Annotated in this window: 19 protein-coding genes and 1 pseudogene; 8 read left to right on the top strand and 12 right to left on the bottom strand. The window is 69.3% G+C overall.

Features of this window, described 5'->3' with window-relative positions; genetic code table 11:
* Both E1181_RS04675 and dut read right to left on the bottom strand, forming a co-directional pair.
* A complete protein-coding gene (locus E1181_RS04675; RefSeq protein ID WP_132672632.1) occupies nt 1-639 on the bottom strand; it encodes a DUF3710 domain-containing protein in 639 nt (212 codons plus the stop codon).
* A gap of 4 nt (nt 640-643) precedes the next feature.
* Nucleotides 644-1,138 carry a dUTP diphosphatase gene (dut, locus tag E1181_RS04670; RefSeq protein ID WP_132672631.1) on the bottom strand — a complete coding sequence of 165 codons (495 nt, stop codon included), beginning with the start codon at nt 1,136-1,138 and terminating at the stop codon, nt 644-646.
* Nucleotides 1,139-1,162: 24 nt separating this feature from the next.
* Between dut and E1181_RS04665 the strand changes: the two genes are divergently transcribed.
* On the top strand, nt 1,163-1,672 hold the full coding sequence (locus tag E1181_RS04665; protein ID WP_132672630.1) for a DUF3093 domain-containing protein: 510 nt from the start codon (nt 1,163-1,165) through the stop codon (nt 1,670-1,672).
* A 168-nt stretch (nt 1,673-1,840) separates the two neighbouring features.
* On the opposite strand, the gene E1181_RS04660 is transcribed toward E1181_RS04665, so the two are convergent.
* Complete coding sequence (locus E1181_RS04660) at nt 1,841-2,140, bottom strand: DUF4193 domain-containing protein (RefSeq protein ID WP_093416518.1); 300 nt, start codon at nt 2,138-2,140, stop codon at nt 1,841-1,843.
* 482 nt (nt 2,141-2,622) lie between these two features.
* On the opposite strand from E1181_RS04660, the gene cei reads away from it, so the two are divergent.
* Nucleotides 2,623-3,324, top strand: coding sequence for an envelope integrity protein Cei (cei, locus tag E1181_RS04655; protein WP_165944515.1), 702 nt, complete (start codon nt 2,623-2,625; stop codon nt 3,322-3,324).
* Nucleotides 3,325-3,413: 89 nt separating this feature from the next.
* On the opposite strand, the gene E1181_RS04650 is transcribed toward cei, so the two are convergent.
* The gene (locus E1181_RS04650; RefSeq protein WP_132672629.1) at nt 3,414-4,202 is read right to left on the bottom strand and encodes an inositol monophosphatase family protein; all 789 of its coding nucleotides are present in this window, start codon (nt 4,200-4,202) and stop codon (nt 3,414-3,416) included.
* Nucleotides 4,203-4,304: 102 nt separating this feature from the next.
* Here E1181_RS04650 and ppgK point away from each other — a divergent pair, with 102 nt between their 5' ends.
* From ppgK to E1181_RS04635, 3 genes are all read left to right on the top strand, one after another.
* Nucleotides 4,305-5,066 (top strand): polyphosphate--glucose phosphotransferase, encoded by a 762-nt coding sequence (ppgK, locus tag E1181_RS04645; protein ID WP_132672628.1) that lies wholly within the window; start codon nt 4,305-4,307, stop codon nt 5,064-5,066.
* Nucleotides 5,067-5,492: 426 nt separating this feature from the next.
* Nucleotides 5,493-6,875, top strand: coding sequence for an RNA polymerase sigma factor (locus E1181_RS04640; RefSeq protein WP_132672627.1), 1,383 nt, complete (start codon nt 5,493-5,495; stop codon nt 6,873-6,875).
* A 481-nt stretch (nt 6,876-7,356) separates the two neighbouring features.
* Complete coding sequence (locus E1181_RS04635; protein ID WP_132620257.1) at nt 7,357-7,542, top strand: DUF7455 domain-containing protein; 186 nt, start codon at nt 7,357-7,359, stop codon at nt 7,540-7,542.
* Nucleotides 7,543-7,604: 62 nt separating this feature from the next.
* Here the strand turns inward: E1181_RS04635 and E1181_RS04630 are convergent, their stop codons facing one another.
* The 3 genes from E1181_RS04630 to E1181_RS04620 form a co-directional block, all read right to left on the bottom strand.
* Nucleotides 7,605-8,816, bottom strand: coding sequence for a cysteine desulfurase-like protein (locus E1181_RS04630; RefSeq protein ID WP_132672626.1), 1,212 nt, complete (start codon nt 8,814-8,816; stop codon nt 7,605-7,607).
* A 125-nt stretch (nt 8,817-8,941) separates the two neighbouring features.
* Nucleotides 8,942-9,676: a hypothetical protein gene (locus E1181_RS04625; RefSeq protein ID WP_132672625.1), complete on the bottom strand. Its 735-nt coding sequence runs from the start codon at nt 9,674-9,676 to the stop codon at nt 8,942-8,944.
* A gap of 70 nt (nt 9,677-9,746) precedes the next feature.
* A complete protein-coding gene (locus E1181_RS04620) occupies nt 9,747-11,516 on the bottom strand; it encodes a DEAD/DEAH box helicase (protein ID WP_132672624.1) in 1,770 nt (589 codons plus the stop codon).
* A gap of 266 nt (nt 11,517-11,782) precedes the next feature.
* Between E1181_RS04620 and E1181_RS04615 the strand changes: the two genes are divergently transcribed.
* Nucleotides 11,783-12,916, top strand: a complete 1,134-nt coding sequence (locus tag E1181_RS04615; RefSeq protein WP_132672623.1) for a YihY/virulence factor BrkB family protein — start codon at nt 11,783-11,785, stop codon at nt 12,914-12,916.
* Between the two features lie 27 nt (nt 12,917-12,943).
* Here E1181_RS04615 and E1181_RS04610 read toward each other — a convergent pair whose 3' ends face one another.
* Nucleotides 12,944-13,192, bottom strand: a complete 249-nt coding sequence (locus E1181_RS04610; protein WP_132672622.1) for a DUF3039 domain-containing protein — start codon at nt 13,190-13,192, stop codon at nt 12,944-12,946.
* 71 nt (nt 13,193-13,263) lie between these two features.
* Nucleotides 13,264-13,611, bottom strand: coding sequence for a DUF3099 domain-containing protein (locus tag E1181_RS04605; RefSeq protein WP_132672621.1), 348 nt, complete (start codon nt 13,609-13,611; stop codon nt 13,264-13,266).
* A 142-nt stretch (nt 13,612-13,753) separates the two neighbouring features.
* On the opposite strand from E1181_RS04605, the gene E1181_RS04600 reads away from it, so the two are divergent.
* Nucleotides 13,754-14,428: a lysophospholipid acyltransferase family protein gene (locus E1181_RS04600; RefSeq protein WP_132672620.1), complete on the top strand. Its 675-nt coding sequence runs from the start codon at nt 13,754-13,756 to the stop codon at nt 14,426-14,428.
* Between the two features lie 88 nt (nt 14,429-14,516).
* Here the strand turns inward: E1181_RS04600 and E1181_RS04595 are convergent, their stop codons facing one another.
* Nucleotides 14,517-15,095 (bottom strand): HhH-GPD-type base excision DNA repair protein, encoded by a 579-nt coding sequence (locus E1181_RS04595; protein ID WP_132672619.1) that lies wholly within the window; start codon nt 15,093-15,095, stop codon nt 14,517-14,519.
* Nucleotides 15,096-15,187: 92 nt separating this feature from the next.
* On the opposite strand from E1181_RS04595, the gene E1181_RS04590 reads away from it, so the two are divergent.
* A complete protein-coding gene (locus E1181_RS04590; RefSeq protein WP_235876228.1) occupies nt 15,188-16,102 on the top strand; it encodes an aminoglycoside phosphotransferase family protein in 915 nt (304 codons plus the stop codon).
* A gap of 6 nt (nt 16,103-16,108) precedes the next feature.
* Here E1181_RS04590 and E1181_RS04585 read toward each other — a convergent pair.
* A pseudogene (locus E1181_RS04585) lies at nt 16,109-16,824 on the bottom strand (class I SAM-dependent methyltransferase).
* A gap of 47 nt (nt 16,825-16,871) precedes the next feature.
* Nucleotides 16,872-17,429 carry an isochorismatase family protein gene (locus tag E1181_RS04580; protein WP_132672618.1) on the bottom strand — a complete coding sequence of 186 codons (558 nt, stop codon included), beginning with the start codon at nt 17,427-17,429 and terminating at the stop codon, nt 16,872-16,874.
* Between the last annotated feature and the right edge of the window lie 36 nt (nt 17,430-17,465).

The following is a 17,465-nucleotide window of genomic DNA, read 5'->3' as shown; positions in this document are numbered from 1 at the left end:
TCAGACCTGCCCGTTGGGCGTCTCGGTCTGCTGCGCCTGCGCCTGCTGGATGTGGCGGAGGATCGCCTCGGGGAGCTCGATGGGCAACGGCGTGCGCACCGGCATCGGCTCGGAGCCGCGGACCACGACCGTGTCGTCCAGGACGCCGTAGAGCAGCCGAGCGCACTCCTTGGCGGACTCCGCCGGACCCGCCGCCACACCGCGCAGGAGCCACCGCGGACCGTCGACGCCGACGAACCGCAACGCCGCCTTCGGCGAGTCGGCCACCAGCTCGACGCCCCAGTCGCCCTGCTCGGTGTGCACCCGCGCGCCGTCCTTGCGGAGCTGGTCGGCCAGTTCGTTGCCGACCTCCTCCCACAGCCCGCCGCTGCGCGGCGCCGCGAAGGCGCTCACGGTCAGCCTGCCGACCGGGGTCACCAGGTGCACCGCGCGCACCGGCCCGGAGGGGTCGACCTCGACTTGCAGCTGGCCTCCCTCGGGCACCGGCACCCGCACCGAACCGAGGTCGAGCCGCTCCACCCCGGAATCGGGTGCTTCGCTCTCGTCGTACGGTCCCCGCGAGGGAACCTGCTCCGCCGCCTCGGCCTGTTCCTCGATGGCCGCGTCGCGCTTGGACTTCCCCCGGCCCCTTCTGAACATCCCCTCAGACCTCCGTCCTGTGACCGGCCTCGGTGGTTCCCGACGCCGTCAGCACCTCATGACCACCAGTGGAGCCATGCCCACCGGTACCGCGCAACGACTCGGGCAGCTCGTCGACCTCGGTGAACACGGCGTGCTCGACCTTCTGCACGACGAGCTGGGCGATCCGGTCACCTCGTCGCAGCGACACCGGCTGCACACGATCATGATTGATCAGGCAGACCTTGATCTCACCGCGGTACCCGGAATCGATCGTGCCGGGCGTGTTGACCACGCTGAGCCCGGTCTTGGCGGCGAGCCCCGAGCGCGGGTGGACGAAGCCCGCGTAGCCCTCCGGGAGCGCCACGGCGACTCCGGTGCCCACCAGCGCGCGTTCGCCCGGTTCGAGAACCACATCCCTGGTGGTTACCAGATCGGCACCGGCATCCCCGGGTTTGGCGTATTCGGGAAGCGGTACGCCGGGGTCGGTTCGGGTAAGCAGGACCTGCACGTTCGACACGGGCGGCGAGACTACCCTGGATGCGTGTCGGAAAGCGCAGAAGCAGCCACCACGAGCCGGGACACCCCCGGTCAGGCGAACTCGGAGGGGCAGGCGGTGTTCCGCGAGCGTCTGTACGCGTCGTGGTGGACCTGGCCGTTGCCGCTGGTCGCAGCGGTCTTGATGGCCGCTCAGGTGCACATGGGCTACCCGGGCGTGCGGGCGTGGCTGCCCTACGTCGTGCTGGTGCCGCTGGCGATCGTCGTGCCGCTGTGGCTGGGCAGGCTCAAGGTCGAGGTCGTCGACGACGAGCTGTGGGTCGGCGACGCCCACCTGCCGCTCCGGTTCATCGACGAGGTCGAGGTCATCTCCCCCGCCGAGCAGCGGCGTTCCCTGGGCCCGAACCTGGATCCCGCGGCGTTCCTGGTGCATCGCTCCTGGGTGCGCACCTCCGTGCGCATCTGGCTCGACGACCCGGACGACCCCACTCCGTACTGGGTGGTCAGCACGCGCAAGCCGGAACGGCTCAAGGCCGTCCTGCTCCGCGAGCGGTGACAGAACCCGGGTCAGGCGAGCGGATACCGGTCTCGTGAGGCGTTCGCGGGTCCGCCACCCGGACCGCCGAGCGAAGAGACCACTCTCAATTCTTCTCGGGAAAAACACTGGGCACACGCCGCCCGCGTGTGCCCAGCCACTTCCCGTTGTGAGTCGTCGACGTGCGCCTCAGGCGGCGCAATCACGACAGATGAACTGACCGTTCTTGGTCTCGGCCAGTCGGCTGCGGTGATGGACGAGGAAGCAGCTCGAGCAGGTGAACTCGTCAGCCTGCTTCGGGAGCACCTTGACGGTCATCTCCTCGCCGGACAGGTCAGCGCCCGGCAGTTCGAAATTCTCCGCGATCGCCCCTTCGTCTTCGTCGACGACGCCGGATTGCGCATCGTTGCGTCGCGCCTTCAGCTCCTCCAACGAGTCCTCCGCCAAGTCCTCGGACTCGCGGCGAGGAGCGTCGTAGTCGGTCGCCATCGTGATTCACCCCTGCGTTTGTGGAGACTGCAATGGTGTGCCGCTGGTAAACGTTCCAGGACCCGAATTTGTGCCCGATGGGACAGTGATCGCGGTCTCGCCCTGCAACGCGTCTAGTTCCCCCGTAAAGAGCGACTTGCCTCAACTCGGCACTCCGTGAGGCGCCGAGAGGGTAGCTCATAACTTCTGCGAACACGCAGCAGGTCACCCATAGGTGTGGCATTGCGCGCATTCGGAGGGCATCGTAGATCAAAATTCGACCGGTCGGCCGAGTCCTCGCGGCGGCCCGTCCCGGTTGCCCTGCCGATCCCCGCGTGATGCGATGCGCTCGCGGTTTCCCGGTCGACATCGGCTTCGAGACGATCACTGGGAGATCAAGACACGGCAGCGGCGACCAACACCGCGCACCACAGGTTCAACCCCTAGGCTGATCCAGTGCGGGCGGGAGCGCGCGGATCCGAGGCATCCAGGGAGGGGCGGACGTGGGAGCCGTAGGTGCAAGGCCGGGACGGCGAGTCGGATATCGCCGACGCCGACCACTGCCCGCGCTGGTCGTGCTGGTGGCGCTGGTCGTGCTGTCCGGACTGCTGTGGACTCGCGTCTTCGGGTCCGTGGAGGACATCGACACGGCCACCAGGTGCAACCCGCCCGGAGCGCCGACCGCTCCGCCCGAGGCCAGCGGCATGCCGCCGCAGGTTCCGGTGGGCACCATGCTCGAACGCGACGCGCTGAACTCCACGACCCCCGTCCCGCCGCAGGACGTGCACGTGCGGGTGCTCAACGGCAACGGCGAGAGCAGGCAGGCGAGCATGGTCGGCGACGAGCTGGCCAGCCTGGGCTTCGTCAAGACCGGCGCCGACAACGACTCGGTCTACGTCAACTACGACCTGCAGTGCCACGGTCAGATCCGGTTCGGAGCCGCCGGGATGAGCGCGGCCCGCACGTTGAGCCTGATCGCGCCGTGCGCGCAGCTGGTGCGCGACGAGCGCGAGGACGCCGGCCTGGACCTGGCGCTGGGTTCGCGCTTCGACGACATCAAGACCACGCAAGAGGCCAAGCAGATCCTGCAGCAGCTGCAGAACTGGGTGCCGCAGCGCGATCAGCAGGACGGCGCGCAGCAAGAGGTGACGCCGCCGCAGATCAGCGAGGACCTGCTCACCAAGGCCCGCGACGTGCACTGCTGATAACGATTCCCGGCAACAACTCGCAACGGACCGCTATCGATGCCGTGGCGGAAACCCGAACCTGATTGGCGGGTTCCCGCCACGAGCGGTCAGACCTCGCCGGCGTTGACCGCGCGCAGGGCGCCCGTGAGCCCCTCGGCGATCCCGGGCGTGGCGCAGACGAGCATCTCGTCGCCCAGCCCGTCCGACGAGCCCTTCTCCGGGAGCCGCAGCGCCGCTCCGGCCTCCTGCGCGATCAGCGCGCCGGCCGCCCAGTCCCAGCGGTTGAGCCCGACCTCGTAGGTCGCGTCGAGCCAGCCCGCGGCGACCGAGCACAGGTCCAGCGAGGCGGCTCCCGCGCGGCGGATGTCGCGGACCTGGCCGAGCAGGTCGTTCACCACGCGCGCCTGGGCGGTGCGGCGTTGGACCGCGTAGGCGAACCCGGTGCCCACCAGCGCCAGGTCCAGCCGGTCGGCGCCGGAGACGTGCAGCGGCTTCCCGTCGAGGAAGGCCCCGTGGCCGGCCGCGGCGCTCCAGACCCGTCCTGAGACGGGTTCGACGACGGCTCCGGCGACCGAGCGGCCGTCGACCTGCGCGGCCAGCGAGACCGCGTAGAAGGGGAACCCGTAGAGATAATTCACAGTGCCGTCGATCGGGTCGACGACCCAGCGCAGTCCGTCCAGCGCACCGTCGCCGCCTTCCTCCTCACCCAGCACGGACTCCCCCGGGCGAAGCTCGGCGAGCCGCTCGCGCACCAAGCGCTCCACGGCTCGATCGCCCATGGTGACCACATCGGTCTCGGTGCTCTTCGTGTCAACACCGTCGGTCACCGCCTGATCACGCACGGTTCGGGCCAAATCGGCGGCTTCGCGGGCGATTCGCACCGCGACCTCGGACAAGGCGTTCGCATCCACATCTTTTGGCAATCCCACGCAGACATCGCAACACAGTCCCGTTAAGGTCTGCACACCTTGGTCTGAATCGAATAGGAAGGATCAGCCATGGCGACAGCCCGCGGGTTCGGCGTGGACATCGGTGGGTCCGGCATCAAGGGATCGCCGGTGGACATCGAGGCCGGAGTGCTGGCCGAGGAGCGCTTGCGCATCCCGACGCCGCAACCCTCGACGCCGGACGCGGTGGCCGATGCCGTGGCCGAGATCGTCGAGAAGTTCGCCTGGACCGGACCGGTCGGCGTGACGCTCCCCTGCGTCATCAAGGACGGCACGGCGCTGACCGCAGCCAACATCGACAAGGGCTGGATCGGTACCGACGCCCAGGCCCTGTTCGCCGAGCGCCTCGGGCGCAGCCGGGACGAGATCGTCGTGCTCAACGACGCCGACGCCGCCGGGGTCGCCGAGATGAAGGCGGGCGCGGGCGTCGGGCACGAGGGCCAGGTCGTCGTGCTGACCTTCGGCACCGGCATCGGCAGCGCGATGTTCATCGACGGCAAGCTCGTCCCCAGCACCGAGTTCGGCCACATCGAGGTCGACGGCCACGACGCCGAGTCGCAGGCCGCCGCGTCGGTGAAGGACGATCTGGAGCTCTCCTACGAGGAGTGGGCGCCGCGGGTCACCCGCTACATCCAGTCCTTGGAGAAGTTCATCTGGCCCGATCTGATCATCGCCGGCGGCGGTGTCAGCCGGAAGGGTCACAAGTGGATCCCGCTGCTGGAGACCCGCACCCCCGTGGTGGCGGCCGCGCTGCGCAACGACGCGGGCATCGTGGGTGCTGCGATGGCCTCTGCGAGCAGCGCGAAGAGCTGATCCGACCGCTGCCGGGCACAGCTGCGACCGCGTGCTGAGCCCGGCTCCGAAGGGGCGTCCCGAGGGACACCCGTCGGAGTGTTCGGCACGGCTCGCAACGGCCTTCCGGAGCCGTGCCTAGCACACCGAGGGACGCGCGGACTCCGCCTTGCAGCGGAACCGCACCCCCGCATCGCGGTTACAATGGAACACGACCCACTTGGTTCGAAGTCCTTTTGGCTGGTGAACGCTGGTGAGCCCGCCCGCTGGTGCAACACCTTCACCGACGGCGGGAGCCGGTGCGGCGGCGAGCCGATCACCCCGGCACTTCACGGGTGATTGTTCGTCAGCCAGGACGCCGAGTCCGGTGGGTTGTTCCCCGACCTTTGGCGGCCGAGGTTTCGCGCCCTCCGGCCTGCCCTGATCGACCGTCGCGAAAGGGCGTACGTGGCAGCCGCAGAAACCGCAACCCGACGCTCCAGCACCGCCGCAAACGCTGGCGGCGCTCAAGCCGAGTCGGGCCAGTCCCAGGCCACCCCAGCTTCGGAGGCGGCTGCTTCGTCTGACGTCGAGCAGACGAAGCCTGCCGCGCGCAAGAGCACCGCCAAGAGCTCGACGGGTGCGAAGTCGACCACCCGCAAGCCCGCGGCCAAGAAGGGCGCCGCCAAGGCCCCGGCGAAGAAGACGACCAAGTCGGCTTCCGCCAAGGGCACTGGCGAGGGCATGGAGATCGACGAACCGATCGAGACCGACCTGACCTCTCCCGAGGTCGGCGATCTCGCGGAAGTCGAGGTGGAGATTCCCGAGGAGCCGGTTCCGGACGAGGACTCCAAGGAGTCCGGTGACTTCGTCTGGGACGAAGAGGAGTCCGAGGCGCTCCGGCAGGCGCGCAAGGACGCCGAGCTGACCGCTTCCGCGGACTCGGTGCGCGCCTACCTCAAGCAGATCGGCAAGGTCGCTCTGCTCAACGCCGAGGAAGAGGTCGAGCTGGCCAAGCGCATCGAGGCCGGCCTCTACGGTGCCGAGCGGTTGCGCCAGATCGAGGAGTCCGGCGAGCAGCTGACCACGCAGATGCGGCGCGACCTGCGCTGGATCGTGCGCGACGGCGAGCGCGCCAAGAACCACCTGCTGGAGGCCAACCTCCGCCTGGTGGTCAGCCTCGCCAAGCGCTACACCGGCCGCGGCATGGCGTTCCTGGACCTGATCCAGGAGGGCAACCTCGGTCTGATCCGCGCGGTCGAGAAGTTCGACTACACCAAGGGCTACAAGTTCTCCACGTACGCGACCTGGTGGATCCGTCAGGCCATCACGCGTGCGATGGCCGACCAGGCGCGCACCATCCGCATCCCGGTGCACATGGTCGAGGTCATCAACAAGCTCGGCCGCATCCAGCGCGAGCTGCTGCAGGACCTCGGTCGCGAGCCCACGCCGGAAGAGCTCGCCAAGGAAATGGACATCACCCCGGAGAAGGTGCTGGAGATCCAGCAGTACGCCCGGGAGCCCATTTCGCTCGACCAGACCATCGGCGACGAGGGCGACAGCCAGCTCGGTGACTTCATCGAGGACTCCGAGGCGGTCGTCGCGGTCGACGCGGTGTCGTTCACGCTGCTGCAGGACCAGCTGCAGTCGGTCCTGGCGACGCTGTCCGAGCGCGAGGCGGGCGTGGTCCGACTGCGCTTCGGCCTCACCGACGGCCAGCCGCGCACGCTGGACGAGATCGGCCAGGTCTACGGGGTGACCCGGGAGCGGATCCGGCAGATCGAGTCCAAGACGATGTCGAAGCTGCGCCACCCGTCGCGGTCGCAGGTCCTCCGGGACTACCTCGACTGACCGAATTGTCCGGAATCGGCCGTCGACCCACTCGGGTCGGCGACCTTTTTCGCGTGTCCACTTCGGCCCCGAAGGCCGATTCCGGAGGTTCGAGCGGCCGATTTTCCGTCCGAGTGCTGAGATTTGCTGTTCGCTTCCAGAGGAACACGACCGATCACGGATCGTCATATTTGTGATCCAACCCACCTGCATCGGCCTTGACCGGTCGGAGCGTTTGTCCAGCTAGATTCGCCGATCTTCGCATCATCGCAGGTCAGCGAGGCAACCCCGATGTTGATCACGCTCCGCAAGGATCACTGCTGCAACCGGGTACTTCATGGTGACGACCGTCGCTAGCCCGCGCGGGAACACTGACTCCGGCTAAAACGTCTGGAAGAGTAGAGCCAACGAGCACCGACCCTGCAGCCAGTAGGACACCGGTGGTCGTAGCAGGATCGAGGGCGTCGGGTGGAATCCGACGCCGGGACGGAGGGAGATATCGATGCCGGGAACGCTCACCCGCCCCGAGCTGACCGCCGCCGACCGCTGCGACCGCTGCGGGGCCGCTGCCAAGCTTCGCGCCGTACTACCGTCCGGTGGCGAGCTTCTGTTCTGCGGGCACCACGCCCGCGCCTACGAAGCCGGTCTCCGCGACGTGCGGGCCGACCTCCAACAGGACGAGCAGTGACAACCTGATCAGCCAGGTCACCGGGCCCCCGCAGCCGAGCGCTGCGGGGGCCCGGTGCGTTCTCAGGCGCTGATCTCGCGCAGGGCCGCCAGCAGGCGGTCGACCTCGTCGGCCGTGGAGTAGTGCGACAGGCTCGCCCGCACGCCGCCCTCGGGCCCGATCCCGAGGGCGTGAACGAGCTCCCAGGCGTAGGAGTGACCGGCGGAGACGTTCAGCCCCCGCTCCGACAGCGCCGCGGAGACCTCCGCCGGGGCCTTGCCCCGGACGGTGAAGAACGCGGTGGGCGTGGTGGGTCCCTGCGGGGTGCCGTGGCGCTGGACGCCGTCCAGTTCGGCCAGTCCCGAGAACAACCGACCGGCGAGCTGCTCCTCGTGCGCCACGACGGCCGCCCGCGAGGTCGCGAGGCGTTCGGCGCGGCTGCCCGTCGCATCGCTGTCCAAGCCCGCCAGGTGCTCCACCGCCGCGACGACACCGGCCATCGGGGCGAAGGGGTTGGTGCCCAGCTCGAAGCGCTCCGGGGAGCTCTCGGGCGACGGCGCGAGCTTGTCCGGGTGGAGGTTCTCCAAGACCCACGGATCGGCGGCGACGACGGCGGCCAGGTGCGGTCCGGCCCACTTGTAGGCGCTGGTGGCGTAGAGGTCCGCGCCCAGGTCGGCGATCCGCACGTGCGCGTGCGGGCAGTGCTGCACGCCGTCGACGTAGGACAGAGCGCCGACCTCGCGGGCCCGGTCGGTGATCGGCTTGAGGTCTGGCATGACCCCCAGCAGGTTGGACGCGGCGGTGACCGCGACCAGCTTGGTGCGATCCCCGATCAGCCCGACGACGTTGTCGACCGGGAGCTCACCCGTGGCCGGGTCGATCTCGGCGGTGCGCACGGTCGCACCGGCCCGCTGCGCCAGCTGCGCCCACGGCCGCACGTTGGCGTCGTGGTCGAGGCCGGTCACCACGATCTCGTCGCCCGGGTTCCAGCCGAGCGCCAGCACTCCGGCGAACCGGTAGGTCAGTGACGTCATGCTCGGCCCGAACGCCACGCACGCCGGATCGGGCGCGCTCACCAGATCCGCCACGGCCGCGCGAGCCTCGGCGACGATCCCGGACGAGCGGCGGCTCGACTCGTACGGTCCGCCCACGTTCGACAACCCGGCTCGGTAGGCGTCGCTGATCGCCTCGATCACCGATTCCGGCACCTGCGTGCCCGCTGCCCCGTCCAGCCACGCCCGGCCATCTGCCAGCGCCGGGTACTGCGCCCGGACCTTCTCCACGTCGAATCCCATGCCGCGACCCTAGAAGACCGAACGCACCGCCAAGATCATCGCCCTCGCTCCCGCACCCGGGCGGCCTTGGTCCGAATTGACCCGACAAAGAGGACATTGATCACGGGGTTCGGACCAGCACCGCACTACGCGGAGGTGACCTCGGCCGATTCGGCGGGGCGCGGGGTGAACGCCTCGGCGGTGATGTCGCGGACGAGCTCGACGACGCTGGGACCGTAGCTCTCGGATTCGATGACCCGCAGCAGCACGCAGAACCGCCGGACGCCGTACCGGCTCCGGAGGCGCTGATATTCGGCATCGAGGTAGCGGGCAGCGGCCCGGTTGGCGATCGAGGTCTGACCGCAGATCACGAACGCCGGCTTGTCGCGCTTGCTCCGGACGATCTTCGCCAGCAGCGCGTACTCGACCCGGCGGGTGTTCGACGGGTAGCTCTCCCCGCCCACCTCGATCGCCGTCCGCTCCTCCGGTCCTGCGATGCGGACGCCTGGAAGCACCGACCTCACGTGCGCTTCGGTGCGCTGGTTGGCCACCGGCCCGCCGATGCAGAACTCGGGCTTGTCCGCCAAGCCCTGGTAGACCTGGTCGTGGAAGATCACCTCGGGCTTCGCGCCGCACTCGCCGAGGATCGCCGAGAGGTCGAGCATCGCGGCGGCGTCGTTGCGGTGAACGCTCCGCTCGTTGTCCGCCGAGACCATCCGCGGCACCACGAGCAGGCATTCACCCCCGCTGCTCAACCCGAAGAACGCCTGCTTGCGCCGCAGTTTCCGCAGTCGCAGCAACCGAGTGGAGATCCAGACCACCGAGCCGGTGATCACGCTGGCGATGATGTTGAGCCCGATGTTCCACGCGTCGCCGGTCACCGCACCCGCCCCAAGATCGTCGCTCTGGCGGGTGACAGGTTAGCCGGACACCCGCCCGCGCATCAGGGGTTCACCAAGAGCGCAGGGTGGCGATCCGCTCTTCGAGCTGCTCGACCGTGGCCATCGCCGTGGGCGGACCGCCGCAGACCTTCTGCAACTCGTTGTAGATCTTGCCGTGCGGCTTGCGGGTGCGGTGGTGGTGCAGCGACACGAGCGTGTTGAGCTCCTTGCGCAGCTTCTGCAGCCGCTCCTGCACGCTCTGCGGACGCGACTGCTGCTCGGCCTGCTCGGCGGCCTTGGCCGCCTTCGCATCGGCCTCGCGCTTGCCGACGTCGTCCAGCTGCTGCGACTGGCGCTGCCGCAGCAGCGCCCTGACCTGATCCGGTTCCAGCAGACCCGGCAGCCCGAGGTAGTCCTGCTCCTCCTCGGTGGTGCTGAACGCGGCCGTGCCGAACGACGAACCGTCGTAGATCACCTGGTCGAGCTCGGCCTCGGCGCCCAGCGAGGTGAACGCCTTCTCCTCCTCGCCGGGCTCGTCGCGCTGGGCGTTGGCGGCAGCGACCAGCTCGTCGTCCCAGCCGTCCTTCTCCCGGTGCGGCTTGCCCAGCACGTGGTCGCGCTGCGCCTCCAGCTGGCTGGCCAGCTCCAGCAGCACCGGAACGCTGGGCAGGAAGATGCTGGCCGTCTCCCCCGGTCGCCGCGAGCGCACGAAGCGGCCGATGGCCTGGGCGAAGAACAGCGGCGTCGAGGCGCTGGTGGCGTAGACGCCGACGGCCAGGCGAGGCACGTCGACGCCTTCGGAGACCATCCTGACCGCGACCATCCACTTGTCGTCGGACTCGGCGAAGGCACCGATCCGCGACGAGGCCTGCGGGTCGTCCGAGAGCACGACCACCGGATCCGAGCCGGTGATCTGGTGCAGCGCCTTGGCGTAGGCCTTGGCCGTCGGGTGATCGGTGGCGATCACGAGACCGCCCGCGTCGGGGATGCCGCCCTGGCGGAGCTGCTCCAGCCGCGTGTCGGCGGCCTTGAGCACCGCGGGGATCCACTCGCCGGACGGGTCCAGCGCGGTCCGCCACGCGCGGGCGGTCTGCTCGGCGGTCAGCGGCTCACCGAGGCGCGCGCTGAACTCGTCGCCGGCGTTGGTGCGCCAGCGCGCCTCGCCCGAGTAGGCGAGGAAGAGCACCGGCCGCACGACGCCGTCAGCGAGCGCGTCGGAGTAGCCGTAGGAGTGGTCGGCGCGGCTGCGCAACGACCCGTCGGCGTCGGACTCGTACCCGATGAACGGGATGGGCGAGTCGTCGCTTCGGAACGGCGTACCGGTCAACGACAGCCGGCGAACCGCGGGGGTGAACGCCTCCCGGATCGCGTCACCCCAGGACTTCGCGTCGCCCGCGTGGTGCACCTCGTCGAGGATCACCAGCGTCTTGCGCCGCTCGGTGCGCACCCGGTGCAGGTTGGGATGGGCCGCGACCTGCGCGTAGGTGACGACCACGCCGCGGTAGTCGCTGGAGGTGATGCCGTCGGCGTTGCGGAAGTTGGAGTCCAGCGGGATCCCGGCGCCGCCGGCCGCCAACGCCCACTGGTGCTTGAGGTGCTCGGTCGGCGCGACCACCGTGACCTGCTCGACCGTGCGGTCGGCGAGCAGCTCGGCGGCCACCCGCAGACCGAACGTCGTCTTGCCCGCGCCGGGCGTCGCGACGGCCAGGAAGTCCGTGGGCCGGTTGGCCAGGTACTTGGTGAGAGCTCGCCGCTGCCAGGCTCGAAGTGGCCGGGACGGTGCCTGCGAGGGGTCGCTCAGAACAGATCGGACGGAATAGTCGAGTTGCGCTTCGGACACGCCGGCTCGCCGCTCCCTTCCTCGTTTCCCCAAACCGGATGGTGCGGGCACATCCGTTGAGCCCCGCGACCGCCACACTCCCCCGGACATCTGGTCTGACCGGAGAACTGGATCAACCAGCACCGATCAACTCGTGGCGGGCCGCCGTGCAGCTTACCTTCGCGCTCCGGTCGACACCGGTTCGGCCGATCGAGATGGTTCCGACACTCCGGTTTCAACACCTCGACGCCTAAGCGCGGGAGCTATGAAGCATCCTTATAGGCGACATGGGTTCGCCGAGTTCGCCAGACAGTCGGGGGCGCAGCACGACCGCAGCGCGGGACGAGGTCCCGGTCCGCCGCGGTCCCCTGCGCTTGGTCGCACGCACCCTGGACAAGGCGTGGTGGGACAACATCTTCTCGGAATCCGCGGCTGCGGCGTTCTGGCAGACGATGTCGCTGCCACCGCTGCTGCTGGGTCTGCTGGGCAGCTTGGGCTACCTCGGCGACTGGTTCGGGCCCGCGATCGTCGACGCCGTGCACGACAAGATCCTGGCCTTCTGCCGGACCGTGTTCACCAGCAGCGTCGTGGACCAGATCATCGGGCCGACGGTCGGCGACATCCTGACCAAGGGACGCAGCGAGATCGCTTCGATGGGTTTCCTGCTGTCGCTGTGGGCGGGTTCCTCGGCGCTGGCGTCGCTGGTGGACTCGATCACCCAGGCCTACGACCAGTACCTGGTTCGCAACAGCGTCTGGCAGCGGATCGTGGCGTTGCTGCTCTACCTGGTGGGCCTGGTGCTGGCGATCATCGGGATGCCGGTGGTGGCGCTGGGGCCGGAGTGGCTGCCGACGGTGTTCCCGCACGCGCTGCAGGACGACGTCACCTGGCTCATCCACGCGATCTACTACCCGGCGACGGCGGCCGGTCTGGTGATCGCGCTGGCCACGCTCTACAGCGTGGCGCTCCCGCGCAAGCTGCCCTGGCACCGCGGCGTGCCGGGCGCGCTGCTGGCGATGGTGCTGTTCCTGGTGGCCAGCTACGGGCTGCGGGTCTACATCACCTGGATCACCAGCACCGGATACACCTACGGCGCGCTGGCCACGCCGATCGCGTTCCTGCTCTTCGCGTTCTTCATCGGTTTCGCGATCATCATGGGCGCGGAGTTCAACAACGCGATCCAGGAGATGTGGCCGGCGAAGATGACCCGCCGCGAGCGGCGGCGCTGGCGTCGGCTGGAGATGCGGCGACTGGCTCAGCGGATGCACACCGAGGACGGTTACCGCGCCTGGCGCGAGGACAACGCGCCGGAACCGGAGCACGAGGCGGAGTCACCGACGTCCGACCCCGAGCCGCCGCACACCAACGGCAAGCCGGTGAACTTCAAGCGCGCAGGCCAACCCGAACCGCACGGCGGCTGACCCGCGGCGGTTCGGGAGGCACCCGACTTACTTGTCGGCCCCGGGAGGCAGCGACTCGAAGATCTCCTTGCAGTCCGGGCAGACGGGCGAACCGGGCTTCGCGGACTTGGTGACCGGGAAGACCTCGCCGCACAGCGCCACGACGTGGGTGCCCATGACCGCGCTCTCGGCGATCTTGTCCTTCTGCACGTAGTGGAATACCTCGGGACGATCATCGCTGGTCTGATCAGCTGTCTCGTTCCGGGTGTCGGTCTCCGGCAGCGTCATCGTGCTCATGGCACCAATGATGCCGCACGCCGCATGCGTCTGTCCGCAGCGGCTCTGTTCTGACCACCGCGGAGGCGGTGTCAGGTGCTCTCGATGACGCGATGGCTCGAGGACTCGATGCTGCGGTGCGAACGGCGGAACCGGTTCACGTGCTCGGACTTGCGGGCGGGCCGATCGTTGGCGATCAGGACCGCCATCCACGGCAGGGGGATCGAAATGGCCAGGATGATCAGGGCCAACCACCACAGCTGCCACACCTGGAACACGACCACCGCGCCGATCAGGCACGGAATCCGGCTTGCCATCATGATCGCGTACCTGCGGCGGCGAGTCGCCTGCTCATCGTCCATCGACGGCTGAGCCTCGGTGATCAGCACCGGGGTGTCGTCACGATGTGAAGTGTTCACGACGCTACCTCCAATCTCCATGCTCCCACCCGCAGGTGCCCGCCGATACCCCCGGGGCCCGGCGATTACCCCCACTGGTTGACCGGCGCGACGCACGCGCGAAACCTCACCGCGTTAGATTCGACGTGGGAGCGAGAGAACTTCGGCGCGGGAGTGACCACACATGATGTACGCGGTGAGCAAACGGGTCGTGGGTGCGGTAGCCCGGTCCGTCTACCGACCCAAGATCATCGGCGCGGAGAAGGTGCCCACGACGGGCCCGGTGATCCTGGCGCCGAACCACCTCGCCGTGCTGGACAGCTTCATCGTCCCGCTGGTGCTGCCACGTCCGGTGGCGTTCCTGGCCAAAGCCGAGTACTTCCGGGGCACGGGTTTCAAGGGCGGCCTGAGCAAGTGGCTGTTCAGCTCGCTCGGCGCGATCCCGGTCGAGCGAGGACGCGGCCGGGCCGCGATGGAGGCCATCGGCGCGGCCGAGGACGTCCTGCGCAACGGCGGCGCCTTCGGCATCCACCCGGAGGGCACGCGCTCCCCCGACGGCCGTCTCTACCGGGGCCGCACCGGCGTCGCGAGGCTCACTCTCAACACCGGCGCCCCGGTCGTCCCGGTGGCGCTGACCGGCACCGACAAGCTGCAGCCCCGCGGAACCAAGATCCCGCGCCTGGCCAAGGTCACGGTCCGCTTCGGCGACCCGCTGGACTTCACCCGCTACTCGGGGATGGAGGCGTCGCTCCCGGTCCTGCGCTCGATCACCGACGAGATCATGTACGCCATCTCCGAGCTCTCGGACCAGGAGTACGTCGACAAGTACCAGAAGCCCGGAGCAGCAGCCGCCGCCTGACCGCCCGGCCGTCCTCGTCAGGAGGGCGGCCGGTTCTCGTTCGCCCGGCTTCCGCCCCGAACACCACCCGCCCAGCGGAAAGTGCGTACTACTTCGCAGCCTTCGCGGCGGCCTTCTGAGCCTTCTTGAAGGAGCGGACCTCCTGGAGGGTCTGCTCGTCGACGACGTCGGCGATGGAGCGCCGCGAGCCCTCGTCGCCGTAGGCGCCCGCCGCTTCGCGCCAGCCCCGCGGCTCGACCCCGCGCTGCTTGCCGAGCAGGGCGAGGAAGATCCGGGCCTTCTGCTCGCCGTAACCGGGCAGGGCCTTGAGCCGCTTGAGGACTTCCTTGCCGTCGGGGTCGCCGTCGGTCCACAGCGCCTCGGTCCTGCCGTCGTAGTGCTCGACGACGTGCTGGGCGAGGGCCTGGACCCGCTTGGCCATCGAACCGCCGTAGCGGTGGATCGCGGGCTTGGCCACGCAGAGCTCGACGAACTCCTCCGGATCGGCCTCGGCGATCTTGGCGACGTCGAACCCGCCCATCCTGTCCGCGATCTTCTTCGGGCCGGCGAACGCCAGCTCCATCGCCACCTGCTGGTCCAGAAGCATCCCGGTGAGCAGCGCGAACGGGTCGTCGGACAACAACTGATCCGCTTCGGCGTCCCCGGTGAGGTGCAGTACATCGGACATGGCCCCATCCTCGCACGCGCGGGTCCGGTCCTCGCTCGGACGAGCACCCGGAGCTCGTCAGCGGCGAACATCCTTTGCCGGTGGCGATCTCGGTGAGCGATGCTGCGCGGGTGGGCATGCATCCCGATGAGGTGACCGTGTCGCTGGCGACCGTGCGCGAGCTGGTGGACGAGCAGTTCCCCGAGTGGCGAGGTCTTCCGGTCTGGGAGCCGTCGTCGCAGGGCACGGTCAACGCCATCGTTCGGATCGGTGAGCAGTTCGCCGCCCGGTTCCCCCTGCTGCCCGAGGACCTCGCGGTGAAGCGGCGCGAGCTGGAGACCGAGGCAGAGGCGGCCCGCGAGCTGCTGGGACGCACGCCGTTCCGCACGCCCGAGCCCATCGCTCTGGGCGAGCCCGGTGCCGGGTTCCCCATGCCGTGGTCGGTGCACACCTGGTTGCCCGGCATGGTCGCGACGGACGAGGACCCCGGTTCCTCCGTCGCCTTCGCGCACGATCTCGCCGAATTCGTTCGCGGCGTTCGCGCCATCGACACGCGCGGGCGGACGTTCCGCGGCTCCGGACGAGGCGGTGATCTCCGGTCGCACGACTCCTGGATGCGGACCTGCTTCGACAACAGCGAGCAGCTCCTCGACGTCGCGCGGCTCCAGCGGCTCTGGGAGTCGATGCGCGAGCTGCCCCGCGGCTGGGCCCCCGATGTGATGTCCCACGGTGATCTCATCCCCGGCAACCTGCTGGTGTCCGACGGGCGCCTGAGCGGGGTCATCGACGTCGGCGGGCTGGGGCCGGCCGATCCTTCCCTCGACCTGGTCGCCGCGTGGCATCTGCTGGAGCAGGAGCCGCGACGCGAGTTCCGCGACGACCTCGGCTGCGACGACCTCGAGTGGGAGCGCGGCAAGGCGTGGGCGTTCGAGCAGGCGATGGGGCTCGTCTGGTACTACGTCGAGAGCAACCCGGTCATGAGCCGCATGGGACGTCGCACTTTGGAGCGCATCCTGAACTCGGCGTGAGCCGCTTCAGTCCGCGCGACGGGCGATGAAGACGTGCTCCTCGTCCGGCCGATCCGGTGCTTCGCGCACCTCGCGGACTTCGAAGCCGGCTTCGCCCAGGGAGGTTTCGATCTCCTCCCGTTCCCGGAAGCGCAGGGTGGACTCGGAGGTGAGCTCCTCGCCGTCGGCGAACCGGTAGGTGTTGCGGAACGAGATCAGCGGCGGGCTCACGTCGGTGAGCTCGTCGTGCCGTCGACGCGGCCGAGGCCCGGCAGGTCGACGCTGGTCGTGCCCGGCCACCGCTCCCAGGCGCGGCGCTCCGGCTTCCTCGTCTCGAACACGAAGTGCGTGCCCGGCCGGAGGGCGGCGCGGACGCTGAGCAGGACGCGCGTCCACTCCTCGTCGGTGTGGAAGACCTGCGCGACGTTGCCGGTCATCACCACGAGGTCGGCCGCGATCGTCGGCAGGGCGGTGGCGTCGCAGCGCACCCAGACGATCCGCGCGGAGCCGTCCTTGGACCTGGCGACCGCGAGGGAGGCCTCCGCGGGGTCCGTTCCCACGACCGTCCGGCCGGTTTCCTCGAGCAGGATCGCCAGCGAGCCGGTGCCGCACCCGACGTCGAGAACGCGGGCCGCGCCCAGTTCGTCGGCGATCTCGACGTAGGCGGGAAGGTCGCTGCGGTCGGATTCGAACGCGTCGTAGAGCGGCGCGAGCCGGGGATGGGCGAACATCGCGTCAGGCACCGATCGAATCTAGCGAGGCGTCGGCGCGGTGACTACCGCCGTTTCGCTCATGCGCGGGCGAAGTCGACCGCCGCCGCGCTGACCGTTCCCGCCGTGCGTCCGGGTGCGACCTGGTACTGCCAGTACAGGTTGGTGTGCGCGATGACTTCGTCCGGCGATGGCGCCCCGTAGCGGCTGAGGTCGCTGGTGGTGTGGGCGTCGGCGACCAGCGTCGCGTCGTAGCCGCGGACGAACGCGCCGTGCAGCGTGCACCGGACGCACTGATCGGTCGCCGCCCCGGTGACGATCAGCCGGCCGATGCCGCGGTCGGCCAGCACCTCCTCCAGCTCGGTGTCCTCGAAGGCGTCTCCGTAGGACTTGTGCACCAGCGGCTCGGCCTCGCCGCGGTCCAGCTCGGGAACCAGCTCCCAGCCCTCGCTGTCGCGGACCAGCCCGTCGTCGTGGTGCTGGATCCACACCACGTCGACACCGGCCGAACGGGCCCGGCCGACCAGGTGGCCGATGTTGGCCACGACCCGGTCCCGATCGTGCGCGTCGGCGACCACGCCCTTCTGCACGTCGATGACCAGCAGCGCGGTGTTCGGCCTGTTGTCCAGAACGGTCATGTCGACTCCCCCATCAGCGATGCCTCGATGCTAGGT

It is taken from the genome of Saccharopolyspora terrae (genome assembly GCF_004348435.1).
GTDB lineage: Bacteria > Actinomycetota > Actinomycetes > Mycobacteriales > Pseudonocardiaceae > Saccharopolyspora > Saccharopolyspora endophytica.
Note: the sequence above shows the minus strand (reverse complement) of the source record. Positions and strands in the feature narration are given on the sequence as shown.

Excerpts from the sequence above, each read along its gene's own strand:
- E1181_RS04675 (WP_132672632.1), bottom strand. The coding sequence starts at position 639 with ATGTTCAGAAGGGGCCGGGGGAAGTCCAAGCGCGACGCGGCCATCGAG.
- E1181_RS04660 (WP_093416518.1), bottom strand. The coding sequence starts at position 2,140 with ATGGCGACCGACTACGACGCTCCTCGCCGCGAGTCCGAGGACTTGGCG.
- ppgK (WP_132672628.1), top strand. The coding sequence starts at position 4,305 with ATGGCGACAGCCCGCGGGTTCGGCGTGGACATCGGTGGGTCCGGCATC.
- E1181_RS04635 (WP_132620257.1), top strand. The coding sequence starts at position 7,357 with ATGCCGGGAACGCTCACCCGCCCCGAGCTGACCGCCGCCGACCGCTGC.
- E1181_RS04630 (WP_132672626.1), bottom strand. The coding sequence starts at position 8,816 with ATGGGATTCGACGTGGAGAAGGTCCGGGCGCAGTACCCGGCGCTGGCA.
- E1181_RS04615 (WP_132672623.1), top strand. The coding sequence starts at position 11,783 with ATGGGTTCGCCGAGTTCGCCAGACAGTCGGGGGCGCAGCACGACCGCA.
- E1181_RS04610 (WP_132672622.1), bottom strand. The coding sequence starts at position 13,192 with ATGAGCACGATGACGCTGCCGGAGACCGACACCCGGAACGAGACAGCT.
- E1181_RS04605 (WP_132672621.1), bottom strand. The coding sequence starts at position 13,611 with ATGGAGATTGGAGGTAGCGTCGTGAACACTTCACATCGTGACGACACC.
- E1181_RS04600 (WP_132672620.1), top strand. The coding sequence starts at position 13,754 with ATGATGTACGCGGTGAGCAAACGGGTCGTGGGTGCGGTAGCCCGGTCC.
- E1181_RS04595 (WP_132672619.1), bottom strand. The coding sequence starts at position 15,095 with ATGTCCGATGTACTGCACCTCACCGGGGACGCCGAAGCGGATCAGTTG.
- E1181_RS04580 (WP_132672618.1), bottom strand. The coding sequence starts at position 17,429 with ATGACCGTTCTGGACAACAGGCCGAACACCGCGCTGCTGGTCATCGAC.